Source organism: Oceanobacillus sp. FSL K6-2867 (assembly GCF_037963145.1).
In the GTDB taxonomy this organism is placed as follows: Bacteria; Bacillota; Bacilli; order Bacillales; family Amphibacillaceae; genus Oceanobacillus.
The window spans coordinates 1,047,012-1,062,135 of the sequence record NZ_CP150144.1 but is presented as its reverse complement, the minus strand read 5'-3'; the positions used below and the strand labels follow the sequence as shown (position 1 = coordinate 1,062,135).

Annotated in this window: 16 protein-coding genes; 12 read left to right on the top strand and 4 right to left on the bottom strand. The window is 37.4% G+C overall.

Annotation, left to right across the window (positions count from 1 at the left end):
* Positions 1-84 precede the first annotated feature (84 nt).
* The 4 genes from NSQ77_RS05130 to NSQ77_RS05115 all read left to right on the top strand — a co-directional run bounded on the left by NSQ77_RS05130 (position 85) and on the right by NSQ77_RS05115 (position 4,697).
* A complete protein-coding gene (locus NSQ77_RS05130) occupies positions 85-597 on the top strand; it encodes a GrpB family protein (protein WP_339229279.1) in 513 nt (170 codons plus the stop codon).
* Positions 598-1,003: 406 nt separating this feature from the next.
* Complete coding sequence (gene fdhF / locus NSQ77_RS05125; RefSeq protein ID WP_339229277.1) at positions 1,004-3,994, top strand: formate dehydrogenase subunit alpha; 2,991 nt, start codon at positions 1,004-1,006, stop codon at positions 3,992-3,994.
* A complete protein-coding gene (locus NSQ77_RS05120) occupies positions 3,969-4,460 on the top strand; it encodes a hypothetical protein (RefSeq protein WP_339229275.1) in 492 nt (163 codons plus the stop codon). Before fdhF ends, NSQ77_RS05120 begins: the two co-directional genes overlap by 26 nt.
* A 15-nt stretch (positions 4,461-4,475) precedes the next feature.
* Entirely contained in the window at positions 4,476-4,697 is a 222-nt protein-coding gene (locus NSQ77_RS05115; protein WP_339229273.1) for a heavy-metal-associated domain-containing protein, read from the top strand.
* A 397-nt stretch (positions 4,698-5,094) separates the two neighbouring features.
* On the opposite strand, the gene NSQ77_RS05110 is transcribed toward NSQ77_RS05115, so the two are convergent.
* On the bottom strand, positions 5,095-5,871 hold the full coding sequence (locus NSQ77_RS05110) for a formate/nitrite transporter family protein (protein WP_339229272.1): 777 nt from the start codon (positions 5,869-5,871) through the stop codon (positions 5,095-5,097).
* A gap of 420 nt (positions 5,872-6,291) precedes the next feature.
* Between NSQ77_RS05110 and NSQ77_RS05105 the strand changes: the two genes are divergently transcribed.
* Together NSQ77_RS05105 and NSQ77_RS05100 are read left to right on the top strand one after the other, a co-directional pair.
* Entirely contained in the window at positions 6,292-6,723 is a 432-nt protein-coding gene (locus NSQ77_RS05105) for a MerR family transcriptional regulator (protein WP_095313781.1), read from the top strand.
* A complete protein-coding gene (locus tag NSQ77_RS05100) occupies positions 6,716-7,066 on the top strand; it encodes a DUF4260 domain-containing protein (protein WP_339229270.1) in 351 nt (116 codons plus the stop codon). The genes NSQ77_RS05105 and NSQ77_RS05100 overlap by 8 nt, the downstream gene beginning before the upstream one ends.
* A gap of 335 nt (positions 7,067-7,401) precedes the next feature.
* On the opposite strand, the gene NSQ77_RS05095 is transcribed toward NSQ77_RS05100, so the two are convergent.
* Positions 7,402-8,550 (bottom strand): NADH-dependent flavin oxidoreductase, encoded by a 1,149-nt coding sequence (locus NSQ77_RS05095; RefSeq protein WP_339229268.1) that lies wholly within the window; start codon positions 8,548-8,550, stop codon positions 7,402-7,404.
* A gap of 21 nt (positions 8,551-8,571) precedes the next feature.
* On the bottom strand, positions 8,572-9,327 hold the full coding sequence (locus NSQ77_RS05090) for an IclR family transcriptional regulator (protein ID WP_339229267.1): 756 nt from the start codon (positions 9,325-9,327) through the stop codon (positions 8,572-8,574).
* A 157-nt stretch (positions 9,328-9,484) separates the two neighbouring features.
* On the opposite strand from NSQ77_RS05090, the gene NSQ77_RS05085 reads away from it, so the two are divergent.
* Positions 9,485-10,429: an aldo/keto reductase gene (locus NSQ77_RS05085; protein WP_339229266.1), complete on the top strand. Its 945-nt coding sequence runs from the start codon at positions 9,485-9,487 to the stop codon at positions 10,427-10,429.
* A 79-nt stretch (positions 10,430-10,508) separates the two neighbouring features.
* On the opposite strand, the gene NSQ77_RS05080 is transcribed toward NSQ77_RS05085, so the two are convergent.
* Positions 10,509-10,832: a helix-turn-helix domain-containing protein gene (locus NSQ77_RS05080; protein ID WP_339229264.1), complete on the bottom strand. Its 324-nt coding sequence runs from the start codon at positions 10,830-10,832 to the stop codon at positions 10,509-10,511.
* A 237-nt stretch (positions 10,833-11,069) separates the two neighbouring features.
* Between NSQ77_RS05080 and NSQ77_RS05075 the strand changes: the two genes are divergently transcribed.
* The 5 genes from NSQ77_RS05075 (at position 11,070) to NSQ77_RS05055 (ending at position 15,086) form a co-directional block, all read left to right on the top strand.
* The gene (locus NSQ77_RS05075; RefSeq protein WP_339229262.1) at positions 11,070-11,921 is read left to right on the top strand and encodes a VOC family protein; all 852 of its coding nucleotides are present in this window, start codon (positions 11,070-11,072) and stop codon (positions 11,919-11,921) included.
* 15 nt (positions 11,922-11,936) lie between these two features.
* On the top strand, positions 11,937-13,004 hold the full coding sequence (locus tag NSQ77_RS05070; protein ID WP_339229260.1) for an LLM class flavin-dependent oxidoreductase: 1,068 nt from the start codon (positions 11,937-11,939) through the stop codon (positions 13,002-13,004).
* A gap of 56 nt (positions 13,005-13,060) precedes the next feature.
* A complete protein-coding gene (locus NSQ77_RS05065) occupies positions 13,061-13,693 on the top strand; it encodes an NAD(P)-dependent oxidoreductase (protein WP_339229258.1) in 633 nt (210 codons plus the stop codon).
* 253 nt (positions 13,694-13,946) lie between these two features.
* Entirely contained in the window at positions 13,947-14,606 is a 660-nt protein-coding gene (locus NSQ77_RS05060) for a hypothetical protein (protein WP_339229256.1), read from the top strand.
* A 33-nt stretch (positions 14,607-14,639) separates the two neighbouring features.
* Positions 14,640-15,086: a hypothetical protein gene (locus NSQ77_RS05055; protein WP_339229254.1), complete on the top strand. Its 447-nt coding sequence runs from the start codon at positions 14,640-14,642 to the stop codon at positions 15,084-15,086.
* The last annotated feature ends 38 nt before the right edge of the window (positions 15,087-15,124 follow it).

Genomic DNA, 15,124 nt, shown 5'->3' with positions numbered 1-15,124 from the left:
GCACTGAAATTTGAATGCAATCAAATAGAGCATAGCATAATTAGTCTTGTTTATCTTAAATTCATTGCAGGGAGAAGTGTGACAGTGAGAAAAGTTGAAGTGTGTTCATATACTGAACAATGGACTTACATGTTTGCGAAAGAGGCAGAAAAGTTAAAACCTATTTTCGGAAATCAGCTATTAGATATTCACCACATTGGCAGTACATCCATACAAGGGTTGAAAGCTAAACCAGTAATAGACATTATGCCTGTTGTTAAAGAAATTAACCTAGTTGAAAAATTCAATGAAGAAATGAAACGCATTGGATATGAAGCAAAAGGGGAAAATGGAATACCTGGACGAAGGTATTTCCAAAAAGAGGGCAGCAATCGTACCCATCATGTTCATATTTTTCAAGTGGGTAGTGACGAAATAAAGCGGCATTTAGCATTTCGGGATTATTTAAGAAGCCATCCAGATTTAAAAGAGGCTTATGGTGCTTTGAAAGAAAATCTGGCAAAACAATTTCCATACGATATGGAATCTTATATTAATGGTAAAGATCATTTTGTGAAAGAAATGGAAGCTAAAGCAGTACAGTGGTATAAAAGTTAATTCCACGAAAGACAACAGGCGAACAATTTTTAATGATTAAAGGATTATATGAAGAACATTTACCAGTAAGTAATTTAAAAAGGTCTATTGAATTTTACGAAAATCTAAGCTTGGATTGTCACAAGCCCGCAATCATTTGAAAGATAGCGGGCTTTTTTTATGGTGAAGTGGGCTATAAAAAACTAAGCTGAAGGTCTTTCACCTAATTAATTTTACTACCACCATATTAAAAATACTTTAAACCAGCTGACGACTATTCTACGCGCAACTCTCCGTGCGAAAATCAAAATTAAATAGCATCAAAAGCACTATGTCCTCACTCACCTTGTTTACAAACTCCAGTTATATTTTAAACTTTTTAGTAAATACTTTCATATAAAGGAAAATAAGGTGGTGAGGGATTTTTATGGAAAGTCGTAGTTTCCAAATAACCGTAAATGACATTACAATCGAAGCAAAAGATGGGCAATTTATTTTAGAGGCAGCTTTAGAAAGCAATATTTATATTCCCGGTATTTGTTCGTCACAACCAGATCTAGGTATAGGAACTATTCAAACTTGTGACACATGCTTTGTAGAAGTCAATGGGCAATTAAGACGAGCATGTGCGACAAAAGCGGAACCCGATATGGTTGTAAACTCTGTGTCAGAAACAGCAAAAGAAGCACAGTTAGAGGGTATGTCACGTATTCTGAAGGACCATGAGCTTTATTGTACTGTTTGTGATAATAACAATGGAAATTGTGTGGTACATAATACTGCAGAATACTTAGAACTAGAGCACCAAAAATACGAATTTACACCCAAACCGTATCCTCCAGATAATTCACATCCATTTTATCGATATGAGCCTGATCAATGTATCAAATGTGGGTTGTGCGTGGAGGCATGTCAGGACTTGCAAGTAAGTGAAGTGCTTAGCATTGATTGGGATCGGGAACACCCAAGGGTCATTTGGGATAATGATGTGCCAATTAATGAATCTTCTTGTGTATCATGTGGACATTGTGTTTCCGTATGTCCTTGTAACGCTCTAATGGAAAAATCCATGCTCGGTGAAGCTGGGTACATGACGGGAATACCAAATAATATTCTTGAACCAATGATTGATCTAACAAAAGAAGTGGAACCAGGGTATAAGGAAATCTTCACCATCTCCAATGTTGAAGCGGCGATGCGTGAAGATCGGATTAAGAAGACAAAAACGGTTTGTACTTATTGTGGGGTAGGTTGTAGTTTTGAAGTATGGACAAAAGGTAGAGATATTCTTAAAGTTCAACCTCAGAGTGATGCACCGGTTAACGGAATTTCTACTTGTGTCAAAGGGAAATTCGGTTGGGATTTTGTGAATAGTGAGGAGCGCCTTACCAAACCATTGATTCGTAAAGGAGATAAATTTCACGAGGCAACCTGGGAAGAAGCGCTGAGCTTAATGGCCGAGAAGTTTATGGAAATTAAAGAAAAAGAAGGTGGCGACAAGCTTGGTTTTATTGCGTCTTCTAAATGTACAAACGAGGAAAACTTCCTATTCCAAAAACTAGCTCGTTCCATTTTTCAATCTAATAATGTTGATAATTGCTCAAGATACTGTCAAACTCCTGCATCAGCTGGACTTATGCGCACAGTTGGTATTGGTGGGGATTCTGGGACAATCAAGGACATCGCGGCAGCTGATTTAGTAATGGTTGTTGGCGCAAATCCTTCCGAATCCCATCCCGTATTGGCAACAAGGGTGAAACGGGCACATAAATTACATGGTCAGAAACTGATCGTATCAGATTTGCGGAAGAATGAACTGGCTGATAGAGCAGATTTATACATTCATCCAAAACCGGGAACAGACTTAGTATGGCTGTCCGCTGTTACAAAGTATACTCTTGATCAAGGATGGGAAGATGAAGCGTTTTTACAAAAACGTGTTAATCAAGTAGAGGAGTATAAACAATCGTTAGAAAAATTCACGCTTGATTATGCGGAAAAAGTGACAGGTATCTCGAAAGATACATTAATAAAAGTAGCAAAAATGATACACGAATCAAATGGTACATGTATTCTTTGGGCTATGGGTGTAACACAACACCTTGGCGGTACAGACACAAGTACCGCAATTGCAAACCTTTTATTGGTCACAGGAAATTTTGGTAAACCTGCAGCAGGTGCTTATCCGCTTCGTGGTCACAATAATGTACAAGGAGCAAGTGATTTTGGAACGATGCCAAACTGGCTGCCAGGATATGAACCGATTGAAAATGATTTAGTACGTGGACGCTATGAAAAAGCATGGGGAACAAAGCTGCCTAAAAATCCTGGTCTGGATAACCACCAAATCGTGGATGGTATTATGGATGGTAACATAAAAGGCATGTACTTATTCGGTGAAGAAATGGCATTGGTTGATTCCAATATTAATTTCGTACATGAAGCATTTGAAAAACTGGAATTCTTTGTGGTGCAAGATATTTTCTTCTCTAAAACGGCCCAATTCGCAGATATTGTTTTACCAGCTGCTCCTAGTTTGGAAAAGGAAGGAACTTTTGTAAACACAGAAAGAAGAATCCAACGCTTTTACCAAGTATTAGAACCATTAGGTGATTGTAAACCAGACTGGCAAATCTTCCAGGAATTTGCAAATAAATGTGGAGCTGACTGGAAGTATGAACACCCATCTGAAATTATGGCGGAAGTAGCTAAATTAGCTCCTATTTTCGCAGGTGTAAGCTATGATCTTCTTGAAGGGTGGGATAGCCAAATTTGGCCTGTTAAACCAAACGGAGAAAGCACACCATTGTTATATGAAGAAGAATTTAAATCTAAAGATGGTAAAGCAAAATTATTCCCAGTTGATTGGACTCCACCAATGGAGTTTGGGAAAGAATTTGATCTTCACCTAAACAATGGACGACTTTTGGAACAATTTCATGAAGGCAATATGACTAATAAATCAGCCGGAATTAATCAGATGGTTTCCGAGCCATGGCTTGAGGTTTCAAAAGAACTAGCAGAAGAAAGAAATGTCGAGACCGGTTCACTCGTCCGTCTCATTTCCCCTTATGGAAAAGTGAAAGTGCGTGTATTGGTATCTGAAAGAGTAACGGGGAATGAACTGTACCTGCCTATGAACACCGTGGAATACGAAAAAGCAGTAAATGCGTTAACAAGCAGTTACTATGACAAAGACACACATACACCAAATTATAAAGAGGCACAAGTAAGAATGGAAGTGCTCGAGAAAACAGGCGAATCTCCATTGCCAAAAAATAATCACCGTTTCGGTAATCCACAACCACATATCGGTGTAGAAGTAGAGAAAAAATGGAGAAGAGATGATTTTACGCCGATACCTGAAGTGATAAGAAGAGAGGGTGGTTTACGTGGCAAGGGCAATAAGGCAAATTGAGAAAAAACAACTTAGTGAAGAGGAAGAACGTGCACAAGACCTGCAAGCTATAATTAAACAAATTGCGGAAAACCGTGAAGCTATTGAAGATACCCTTATTATATTAAAAGAACTCCATGATTTTGGAGTTCTTGATATGCTTAAAGGTTTGCTGCGCACACGTGAAAAAGTAGGCGCAATTGCCGTTGAACAACTGAACCAAACTGGGATGCATAATATTATCAAAAATGGAATGAGCACCATTCAATTGCTTTCCGATATGGATCCCGATCAAATAAAGGCAATCTTTAATGGGGTAAATAAAGGATTAGAAAGAATGACAGAAGCCTCCAATTACAATGAAAATATTGGAATGTGGAACCTCTATAAGTCAACAAAAGATATTGAAGTAAGAAATTCCTTTAATGCGATGATTCAATTTTTAAGTGGTATGGGTGAAGGATTATCTCAAAAACATACTTCTTAAGTGAAGGTGATGAAAATGATAACACATAAACTTTCTATTCCAGATCTAAAAAAGGAAGATGAAAGGAAAGTAAGCGATGCCTTGCATGACGTGTGGGGAGTTCGCAATATTAAAATTAATACGCAAACCAATGAAGCGATTATTTCTTATGATGAGGACGCAGGATCACTAATGGATTTCGAACAAGCAGTAAAAGACCTAGGTTATGAAGTAAATAAACTGGAGGATGACATGTAAAAGTGTATGTTCAAATAGGAGGATAAAAAGACCGAGAAGTTCGAGGCGGTGAAGTTTTGAGTACCGGAACGTATGTAATTAATACGTGAGGAACGGAAAAACAAGCCAACGAAGAAATTCGACGTGTCATTTTTACCGGACTTTTTGAACAACCTCTAAAAGGGAGGTTTTTCATTTGCCTAGAATTTGTGAAGTATGTGGCAGGGAAGAGGAAACCGAAAATGAACAGCGCCCCTATAGAATATTAGACGTTTGTTCAGATTGCACCGATAACCTTATCCACCCTGCTTCGCTGCAAAATGAGGAAAACCCAGGCATATCATAAAAGCCTGGGTTTTTATATGTCTTTTTCATCCAACCGGCGATTCTCAAGTTCATCTAATAGTTCTACTAAGTGTTAAACCTTTTCACGGATATACGCTAAATAGTATAATCCGCCCACAAAAAAGGCTCCGCCAACAGCATTTCCAAGAAAAACAGCTACGAAGTTTATCAAATACTCTCCCCAGGTAAAATACCCGGCAAAGATAGCGGCTGGAATAACAAACATATTTGCAACAACGTGCTGAAACCCGATTGCTACAAAGGCCATAATTGGAAACCAAATACCAAGGATTTTACCTGTAACATCATCAGCTGCGTAGCAAAGCCATACTGCTAAACAAACCAGCCAATTAGCACCTATACCGGATAGAAACGCAAGCATAAATGGATCCGCTATTTTTGCCTCAGCAATGGCAACGGTCGCTTCTAGATAAGGGCCAGTTTCTGTTAAGCCTAGAAGATGACCAAAGAAATATGCAACAAATATCGAACCAATAAAATTAGTAATAGCCACAATGGTCCAGTTCTTAATTAAGTATGTTGTTTTAATTTTACCTGCAAATCTTGCTGTTGTTACAGCCATCATATTTCCTGTTAATAGCTCTCCACCGGCCAATAGTACAAAAATAAGACCCACAGGAAAGACAGATGCTCCAATAAATGACCCCAATGATCCCCAAATTTCCACTGGTAGATTACCTGTAACCCGTATATCTAACAAAAATCCAAAAGCAACAAATGCTCCTGCTAAAAATCCCAATATGGATTGAGTTAAAATCGGCAAATTTGCCTTTTTTGCACCGTGTTCAACAGCAAGTCTAGCCGTTTTCTTTGGGGGATTAAATGCCATTTATATCACCTATCCTCTTCTTTTAATAGCAGAGATAATCTTATTATTTTCAAGGCTAGGCTAATCATACATAAGTTAAAACCCCAGAAATTATGATTATTGAACTGAAAGGGAATTTTACAAACCATAGACTATATATTTAAAGCTGAATGGGCAAATTGAGCAGTTTCATATAAGAAGTATATTCAATACAAATCAATAATTGTACAATTGTTACTAGGGTTGTAATAGGTGGGTTTCTTCGCATAAGTAAAGATCTAGATCCTTTCGGTACGTAGAACAGATAGAATAGTTTTGTACTTATTTATAGCAGCCGTTTGCTCTGCAAAGATATATTTTGCCATCACAGTCCGCACAGAAATTCACTATTGACCTTGGAGTTTTCTCCAATGTTATTATTTTTATGGGAGGCTTGCTGCTATGCAAATTAAAGACTTTGCTGCAAAATACCATATTCAGCCGGATACGGTTCGTTACTATGAGAAGGAAAACATTTTAGTTCCGAAAAGGCGGGAAAATGGTTACCGGGAATATGATGTAGCCTGTGAGAAACAGTTACAATTTATCATTGTATTAAAGCAATTAGGTTTTACCATTAAAGAGATTCAACAAGTACTTCTGTTAAGAGATCAACCAATTTCAATCGAATGCAACGTTTCTACCGTTTCGTTATTAGATGAAAAAATGATTAACCTTGAAGAAAAGATTCGGTTCTATCAGCAAGCATTAAAAGTAGTGCATCGAATTAAGGAATTAATCAACGAAGGAAAATACGAAAGAAACAAAGAAGTTATTGAAGAATTATTGTTTGGATTTTTCAATAATATTCAATCGGGAGGATTTAATGACTAATCAGCGAATGGTTCGAACAGAAAATGGAATTGCTTTTGTATTCTCATTTTACATGTATGTTTTGCTGGATTTTCCAATATGGTTATTTTTTGTGCTGTTATTTGTTCCCGATATTACAATGATTGGATATGCATGGAACAATAAAGTAGGTGCAACCGTTTATAACATTGGTCATAGTTTTATATTGCCTTTATTATTTATTTTTTGCTCGATCATTTTCGCAAAAGATTTCTTGCTTTTATTATCTATCATTTGGTTTGCACATATCTTTATGGATCGATTATTCAGCTACGGATTAAAGTATTCCGATGAATTTAAGCATACACATATACAAGAGATTTAAAGACATTTAGGTAGAAGCTTGGTACAAAGGTATTTAATCAAAAGATAAACCTAAATGAACTCGTTTTTGAACATCGCTTTGGAAAGTTTTGCTCTTGTCTTTCCTTTCACACAAAGTCATCACACGAAAAAAGAGCTGTCAGTTGCACTTATGCAGATAGGAAAGTTCTATACTTTACCTATCTGCCAAGCAAGATAAGGATTGTTGGTTATTAAACAATGCATGGAACATCCATTTGTGCACTGCCTGAAGACGGTTATTTTATATAAGGGATTTTCATGTTTTATTATGTCAGCAGACTTGAGAAGCTTTTTTTTAGATGCATCATGAAAAAATCAATACATGCTTTCCTGTGTTTCTTTAACTGGGAACCAGCCTTTAACTTCTAAAATTAATTTCCACAATGGTGTTGGGATAACTGCTTCATGTTGATCGTTTTCCGTTAGGTGATGAATAATCGTATTTTCTTTACCAGCATTTGCTTTTTCTACCCAATGCGGGTCAACAACAACAGCTCTTCCTAGCGCAATAAAGTCTGTTTTTCCTTTTTCCAAAACAAATGCAGCGTCATCTGGCGTGTGAATGTTCCCGACGCCAATTACTGGCACACGCCCATTAACGAATTCGGTAATTAACTCGGTACGTGATTTTTCACTTTCAATGCCTCGGCGAGCTTTTGCCCACGCATTCGTCGTTGCAATATGCAGATAATCAAGGTCAGCCCCAATCAGGGCATCGATTAGCGCAAAGGTTTCTTTCATTGTAATTCCCGGTGTTTCTGGCTCTTCTGGTGAAAAGCGGTAACCGATGAGGAACGGCTTTGTTGCATGTTTTTTGACGACTTGTTTTACTTCATCGATTAATTTTAATGCAAATAAATGACGATCTTGAAATTCATCTGTTCTAAGGTTGGAATGAGGCGAAACAAATTGTTGGAGTAAGTAACCTGTTGCTCCGTGCAGCTCAACACCATCAAATCCTGCCACGATTGCACGGCGTGTTGCCTCACCAAAATCTGCGATAATTTCATATACTTCTTCTGTTGTTAAAGCTCGCGGTGCTTGCTCAATACTATAAAACCCGCGGTCGCCGAGGGGTGGTACCGTACTAGCACTAACGGTTTCCCTATTTGGAGTAAGTCTTGGTACCGCTAAACGTCCTCCATGGTAAAGCTGAACAACACCTTTTGCTCCACCAGAATGGATAACTTCAGCAAGCTTTGTAAGACCATCAATTGTGCCATCATGATCGATCCCCATTTGACGATCAAAGCCTTTACCATTTTTTGAAACATAGGCACAAGCAGTAATGATTGTACCGACGCCATTAGCACGTTCTTTATAATAATCAAGCTCCTCTTGTGAAACATAGTCATTGCTATCTGCAGAGAAAGTCGTCATTGGCGCCATCATCAGACGATTTCTTACATGGACACCATTTTTAAATGTAAAATCCTGAAATAAATGCTGAACATTGCTTTTCATGTTATTCCTCCGTTAAATAAATTAATGTATATTATCTAAGGCCTCTAATTCTTGTGTAATTGCTTTACTGCCAACGTTTAATTTTGCAGCAATTTGTTTGACACTGTTTCGTGACAGTTGATCTGTAGGTGCTGCAATAGCTAATGCAGCAATGACTTTCTTATTGCGAAATACTGGTACAGCAACACAACGGAGACCAACCGCTCGTTCTTCGTCATCAAAAGCATAGCCATCTTCATGTATTACCTTTAAATGATAACGAAATAATTGGGAGTCTTGAAACGTATTGACTGTAGCGGGTTCCAATGCCATTTTATCGAGTAGGGAAGTTAATTTAGCTTCCTCTAAATGTGCTAAGATTACTTTTCCTAGCGCCGATTGATGCAATTTGGAGCGATTACCCATTTCTTCCTCTGCTGATTGCAGGAAAGGGGTATGTAAAACCTGTGTCATAACTAAGTCGGTACCATCTGCTTTTCCTAAATAGGTGCTCATTTGCAGGTTTTGCGCTGCTTGGTAAATGGAACGTAGCGATGTCCACCCTCTTGAGGAGTGTTTTTCAGATTCATCAAGAAATACTTTTGGATTAAAGAAATATTTTGTTTGTATTTTATAGATATATTTCATTTCTTCAAGGGTCGTTAATAATCGGAATGCTGTAGACTTACTTAAATGAAGCTCCTTCATCATTTCGGCTAATGTAATTCCCTCATTTTGTTTAACCAGCTCTAATACGAGAAGACCTTTTCTCAATGTAGAAACCTGATTTTGTACCATTTCATTATCACCCCGTCTTCTGTAGTATAGGTGTTTTGATTGCTTCCTACAAAATAATGATAGGGAGTTTCATTATTTGAAACTTCAGCAGGAATATTTGTAATTTTTATATTCAGAAATTATCCTATAGTTAATAAAGTACAAGGAGGAAAAAAACGTGAACTATACAAAACTAAAAAAATCAAATTTGGAAGTATCGACAATTGGGCTTGGCACAAATGCAGTTGGCGGTCATAATTTATTCCAGAACTTAAATGAACAAGATGGAAAAGATTTAGTAAGAGAAGCACTTAACCTTGGTGTACAATTTATTGATACTGCTGACATTTATGGTCTTGGCCGTTCAGAGGAATTAGTTGGTGAAGTATTAAAAGAATTCAGGCGGGATGATATTGTTATTGCAACAAAGGGAGCACAAAATTTTGCGAATTTAAATGATGTAAAAACCGATAATCGCCCTGAATATTTAAGAGAAGCGGCTGAGAGAAGTTTACAGAGGCTGCAATTAGACTATGTAGACCTGTATTATTTACATTTCCCAGATAATAAAACGCCGTTTTCTGAATCAATTGGTGAATTAGTCCGTCTAAAGGAAGAAGGTAAAATTCGGTCGATTGGGGTTTCTAATTTATCACTTGAGCAGTTAAAAGAAGCGAATGCACATGGCGATATTTCTGTATTGCAATCACCATACAATATGTTAGATCGGTCAGCTGAGGAAGAATTATTGCCATACACTAGAGAAAATAATATTTCTTTTATTCCATATGGTCCATTAGCATTTGGTTTACTGGGCGGAGGATTTACAAAAGAGACTAAATTAGATGCGGGAGACTGGCGCCAATCGGTTCCATTATTCCAAGGTGAACAATATATTCAAACACTTGATAAAATAGATGAATTAAACAAGTTTGCTGCACGTAAGGATGCGACGCTGCCGAATTTAGCACTGGCATGGCTGCTTGCTCAAGAAGGCGTAGATGCAGTAATTCCAGGTGGTAAACGTAAAGAGCGTATTCGTGAAAATGTTAAAGCAAGTGACATTCATTTATCGAAAGAAGAACTGCAAGCAATTGATGAAATTTTAAATAAAAAAGAGTAAAGAAAAAGGGTTGTCCCCAAAAAATCAGTCAGCATGATTTTGGAGGGCAGCCCTTTCTTATTAACTGATACCCAATCTTTCATACCTCAGATTCTGATTGAAACCAATCTTGTGACCAGCTCTCAATCGTTCGCAATATTGGTTCCATTGAACGCCCTTTTTCTGTTAGAGAGTATTCAATAATGACTGGTGTATCTGGTATAACTTCACGCTTTACGATATCTTGCTGCTCTAAATCCTTTAAACGGTCGGATAATACTTTTCCACTTATGCCAATAGCTGATTGAATTTCACTAAAGCGCTGTGTTCCTAGTAATAATTGATAAACTACTAATGCCGTCCATCTTTGACTTAACAGTGAGATGGCTTTTTCAAACTTTGGACAAATTGTCGGTTGTGCCATTTAAATTCACCTCGCTTATTTATAGTATAACATAGAATGTGAATTTGTTATAAATGTAAAATTTATTACTTGACAATACTTAATAGTAATAATAAACTATGTTACATAAAGTAATTAACTGATAAAAATGAAAAAAGAATAAATCGGAAATAGGGAAGGTTATGGATAGAAGGGCTGATTCAATACAGTAGACAAAGCTGAAAAACATTTAACTTAAAACAAAAGAGGAGGATGAACATGGGATTCCATAGCAAACCAACGACGTTCGTTGGACATGTAAACATAAAAGTAGAAAATTTAGCCAGATCTTTAAAGTATTATCAAGAAATAATTGGTTTCAATATATTAGAACAAACAGCTGATACTGCAAAACTGACTACTGACGGAAAGACAAGTATCTTATCACTGACACAGCCAGAAGATGTGGTTCCAAAACAAGGGAGAACAACAGGGTTGTATCATTTTGCCCTGCTATTGCCTGAGAAAAAAGATTTGGCTAATATTGTTGTGCATTTTTCAGAAAAAGGTATTCGTTTTGGTTCCTCAGACCACCTTGTAAGCGAAGCACTTTATTTACATGACCCTGATGGAAACGAGATTGAAATCTATATTGATCGTGATCCATCAGAATGGAGCTGGACCGATGAAGAAGTTGCAATGGCAGTTGACCCATTGGATTTTGACAGGTTACTAAAGAATCGTGTACCAGGTGAAACATGGGAAGGACTGCCTGAAGACACACTAATGGGGCATATCCATTTACATGTTTCTGAATTAGAAAAGACAGAGGAATTTTATGTGAAAGGTCTTGGATTTGATGTTGTGAATCGCTATGGAAGACAGGCGCTATTCCTATCAAAAGACAACTACCATCACCACATCGGTGTCAATACATGGAATGGAGTTGGAGCACCGAAGCCAGCTGAAAACAGTGTAGGTATGGAATCCTATACACTTGTTTTACCGAATGAAGAAGCGATTAAAGAAACAATCGTTAACTTGAAAAAAATCGGCGTTTTTGTAACCGAAGAAGCAGGAAGGAAAATTGCGTATGATCCGTCCGGAAATCGGATTGAGTTAACGATCTAAGAGGTGGAAGAAGCATTGTCAACATTAAAAGAAAATGGGATTGAAATAGGGATTTACACACTTGCGGATATAGGACCAGATCCCGTAACTGGAAAAACAGTAGACATGAAACAGCGAATAGACGAAATTATTAAAGCGGCAAAGCTGGCAGAAGAAACCGATCTGGATGTATTTGGGATAGGGGAGCATCATCGCTTAGATTATGCGGTTTCCTCACCAGCTGTGGTATTAGCTGCTATTGCTAATGCGACAAATCAGATTCGATTAACGAGCGCTACCAGTGTTATCAGCACACTTGACCCTGTTCGCTTATTTGAAGACTTTGCTACATTGGATTTAATTTCAAATGGACGTGCAGAAATTTTAGCTGGACGAGGAGCTTTTATCGAATCTTTCCCATTGTTTGGTTATGATACAAATGATTATAATGAACTGTTTAGCGAGCATATGGATTTACTTTTAAAGCTCAATGAAAATGAAATCGTTTCTTGGAATGGAAAGTTTCGTTCAGCATTAAAAAATGCGGAAATTTCACCACGTCCTGTACAAAGGAAATTGCCAATCTGGATTGGAGTTGGCGGGACACCGGAAAGTGCTGCTCGTGCGGGGAGGCTCGGTGTAGGTATGGCGATCGCGATATTGGGTGGCGATCCAATGCGTTTTAAGCCGCTGGTTGATATCTATCGCAAGGCGGGATTGGAGGCAGGACATTCTCCAGATACATTAACAGTTGGTGTCACAGGGCATACTTACATTGCTGAAACAACAGAAGCAGCCAAGGATGAGTTTTATCCGTATTACGCCAACTACTGGAATTATGTCAATCGCCAGCGTGGCATGGGAACGCGAATGACAAGAAGTGACTTTGAACAGGTTGCCAGTCCTGAAACAGCATTATTTGTTGGAAGTCCGGAACAAGTTGTCGATAAGATCCTTAGACAGCATAAGTTATACGGCCACACGCGTTTTCTGGCACAAATCGATATCGGTGGACTGCCGTTTGATAAAGTACAGAAAAATATAGAGTTACTCGCAACGGAGGTTGCTCCTAGGTTAAAGAAAGCGATGAGTCAAGATAAATAAATTACGTGCATCGTGGTTACGATAGCATTCATTATACTAAAATTGGAGGAATCGAAATGAATATTGCAGTTATAGGTGCTAGTGGAAAAGCTGGGAATTTAATTTTAAATGAGGCCATGATTCGTGGTCATCAAGTCACGGCCATTGTAAGAGAGGCTTCAAAGTTAGCAGATAAAAATGTTACCATCATCGAAAAAAATATTTTTGATCTGAACACAGAAGATGTTAATAAATTTGATGTGATTGTAAATGCATTTGGTGCTCCACTTGGTGAAGAACAGGCACATGTTGATGCCGGGCATCAACTAATCAAGCTGCTGAAAGGAACAAATACTAGATTAATCGTTGTAGGAGGAGCTGGAAGTCTTTATACTGATGAAAGCAAAACAGTCCGCATAATCGATACGCCGGATTTTCCGGATGTATTTAAACCAACTGCTAATGGTCAGGGACGAAACTTACAAGAATTACAGGAAACAGATCAATTAGCTTGGACGTTTGTCAGCCCTTCCGCTATATTTGATGCAGAAGGAGAGCGAACAGGCTCCTACAAAACAGGAAAAGATGTCTTGCTTGTTAATGCTGCAGGTCAAAGCTATATTAGCTATGCTGATTTTGCCATTGCGATTGTCGATGAAATGGAAGATGCAAAACACATAAATGAAAGATTTACGGTTGTAAGTGAATAGTTGATAAACGATTAAAATGAAGCTGGGATCATATGGTTCCAGTTTTTTCGTTTCCAAAGGTTTATGAATATCAAGAGTTCTAATCCAATATAATACCTGCAGTGGTTTTGATAGGTTATTCATTATAAAAATGAAATACATATAATAAGAGTCTTATTTTCTGTTAGAATAATAATAAAGTTACCATAATTTATCTGTCATAGGAAATAAGTAACAGCCAATCATTTAAAATCGCAATAAGAAGGTGGTTTCCATGATAAAAAATAAAAAAAAGTTTTTTCTTGCACTTATTCTTTTTATTATATCAATAGCCTTAAACTTCCCTTTCCCACACAAAGAACCTTATGGAGAAACTGTTGTATCTGTATTTAATATACCAGTTCAATCAGCTGGCGGATTCCATTATGTAGGAATTGTCTCGCTTGTTTTTTTCATCACGAGTTTATACTTTCTTATTAAGTCCATCAGCAAGTTTCACGGGCGTGCAGTATTGCTTGCAATTATAATAACAATATTTATTCCTTCTTTGATTGTTACTGCTTTTCAAGAAACAGTTGCGACAGGTGTTTATGCTGTTTCTTATGAACGTGGGAAAAGCAGTTGCGGGTTTGAAAAGGTTGATGAATCTACATTAAAAGGAGAATGTGAACTTCCATTTAAAAATCACAGCAGCAATGACGTACAATTCTCGATTGAGTTCTATGAATTCTATTCTTCCGAACATGATCTTCCAATGCTTTCACTTATGAATGTGGGCGCCCCTTATGAAGTAGAGCTAAAAGGCAAGGAGCATAAAATAATAAAAATAGAGTCTTATATAGACGTCTCAAAATTGGAGAATCACATTGAAGGAGGGAATGCAGCAGGTATAAATATTTTTATTAAGTCAGGCGAAATGGTTCGGAAACTGTGAGAATAAAAAAAGAAGTTCAGGCAGGGGTTTAATATGAGAAGAATTAATTTATACAAGTGGTCGATAGAAGCTGACGTAAATCAGACCAAAGAATTATATAGGGAAAATATAGAGGCTTGCGAGTGTTTATACTGTAAAAATTATATGGTTATGTGCAAACGTTTGGATTCTTCTATCATCGACGTTTTTAACCTTCTGGGAATTCAGCCGTCCTTGCCGAGCAATTTATCGGAATTTGGAAAAATGGAAGATGGCCTGCATCTTTATATGGGAAGTTATCCTATAGTTGGCAGAATAATAGAGGGCGAATACTGTACAGATTCTTCATGGAATGAAAAGAATACCATTGCAATGGAAAACTTTACAATTGGATTTAGTAAGGATTTACTTTTTTTACAGGATAGTTCGACTCATCCAATCATACAATTAGAGTTTGAAGCACGAATACCATGGGGTTTATACGAAAAACCGGAGGATTAATTTTATGATAATATTATTTATGCCAATTTAGTATAACA

What these genes read in the sequence shown, in the direction of transcription:
- fdhF (WP_339229277.1), top strand. Translation starts at nt 1,004, where the DNA reads ATGGAAAGTCGTAGTTTCCAAATAACCGTAAATGACATTACAATCGAA.
- NSQ77_RS05115 (WP_339229273.1), top strand. Translation starts at nt 4,476, where the DNA reads ATGATAACACATAAACTTTCTATTCCAGATCTAAAAAAGGAAGATGAA.
- NSQ77_RS05110 (WP_339229272.1), bottom strand. Translation starts at nt 5,871, where the DNA reads ATGGCATTTAATCCCCCAAAGAAAACGGCTAGACTTGCTGTTGAACAC.
- NSQ77_RS05105 (WP_095313781.1), top strand. Translation starts at nt 6,292, where the DNA reads ATGCAAATTAAAGACTTTGCTGCAAAATACCATATTCAGCCGGATACG.
- NSQ77_RS05100 (WP_339229270.1), top strand. Translation starts at nt 6,716, where the DNA reads ATGACTAATCAGCGAATGGTTCGAACAGAAAATGGAATTGCTTTTGTA.
- NSQ77_RS05095 (WP_339229268.1), bottom strand. Translation starts at nt 8,550, where the DNA reads ATGAAAAGCAATGTTCAGCATTTATTTCAGGATTTTACATTTAAAAAT.
- NSQ77_RS05090 (WP_339229267.1), bottom strand. Translation starts at nt 9,327, where the DNA reads ATGGTACAAAATCAGGTTTCTACATTGAGAAAAGGTCTTCTCGTATTA.
- NSQ77_RS05080 (WP_339229264.1), bottom strand. Translation starts at nt 10,832, where the DNA reads ATGGCACAACCGACAATTTGTCCAAAGTTTGAAAAAGCCATCTCACTG.
- NSQ77_RS05075 (WP_339229262.1), top strand. Translation starts at nt 11,070, where the DNA reads ATGGGATTCCATAGCAAACCAACGACGTTCGTTGGACATGTAAACATA.
- NSQ77_RS05065 (WP_339229258.1), top strand. Translation starts at nt 13,061, where the DNA reads ATGAATATTGCAGTTATAGGTGCTAGTGGAAAAGCTGGGAATTTAATT.
- NSQ77_RS05060 (WP_339229256.1), top strand. Translation starts at nt 13,947, where the DNA reads ATGATAAAAAATAAAAAAAAGTTTTTTCTTGCACTTATTCTTTTTATT.
- NSQ77_RS05055 (WP_339229254.1), top strand. Translation starts at nt 14,640, where the DNA reads ATGAGAAGAATTAATTTATACAAGTGGTCGATAGAAGCTGACGTAAAT.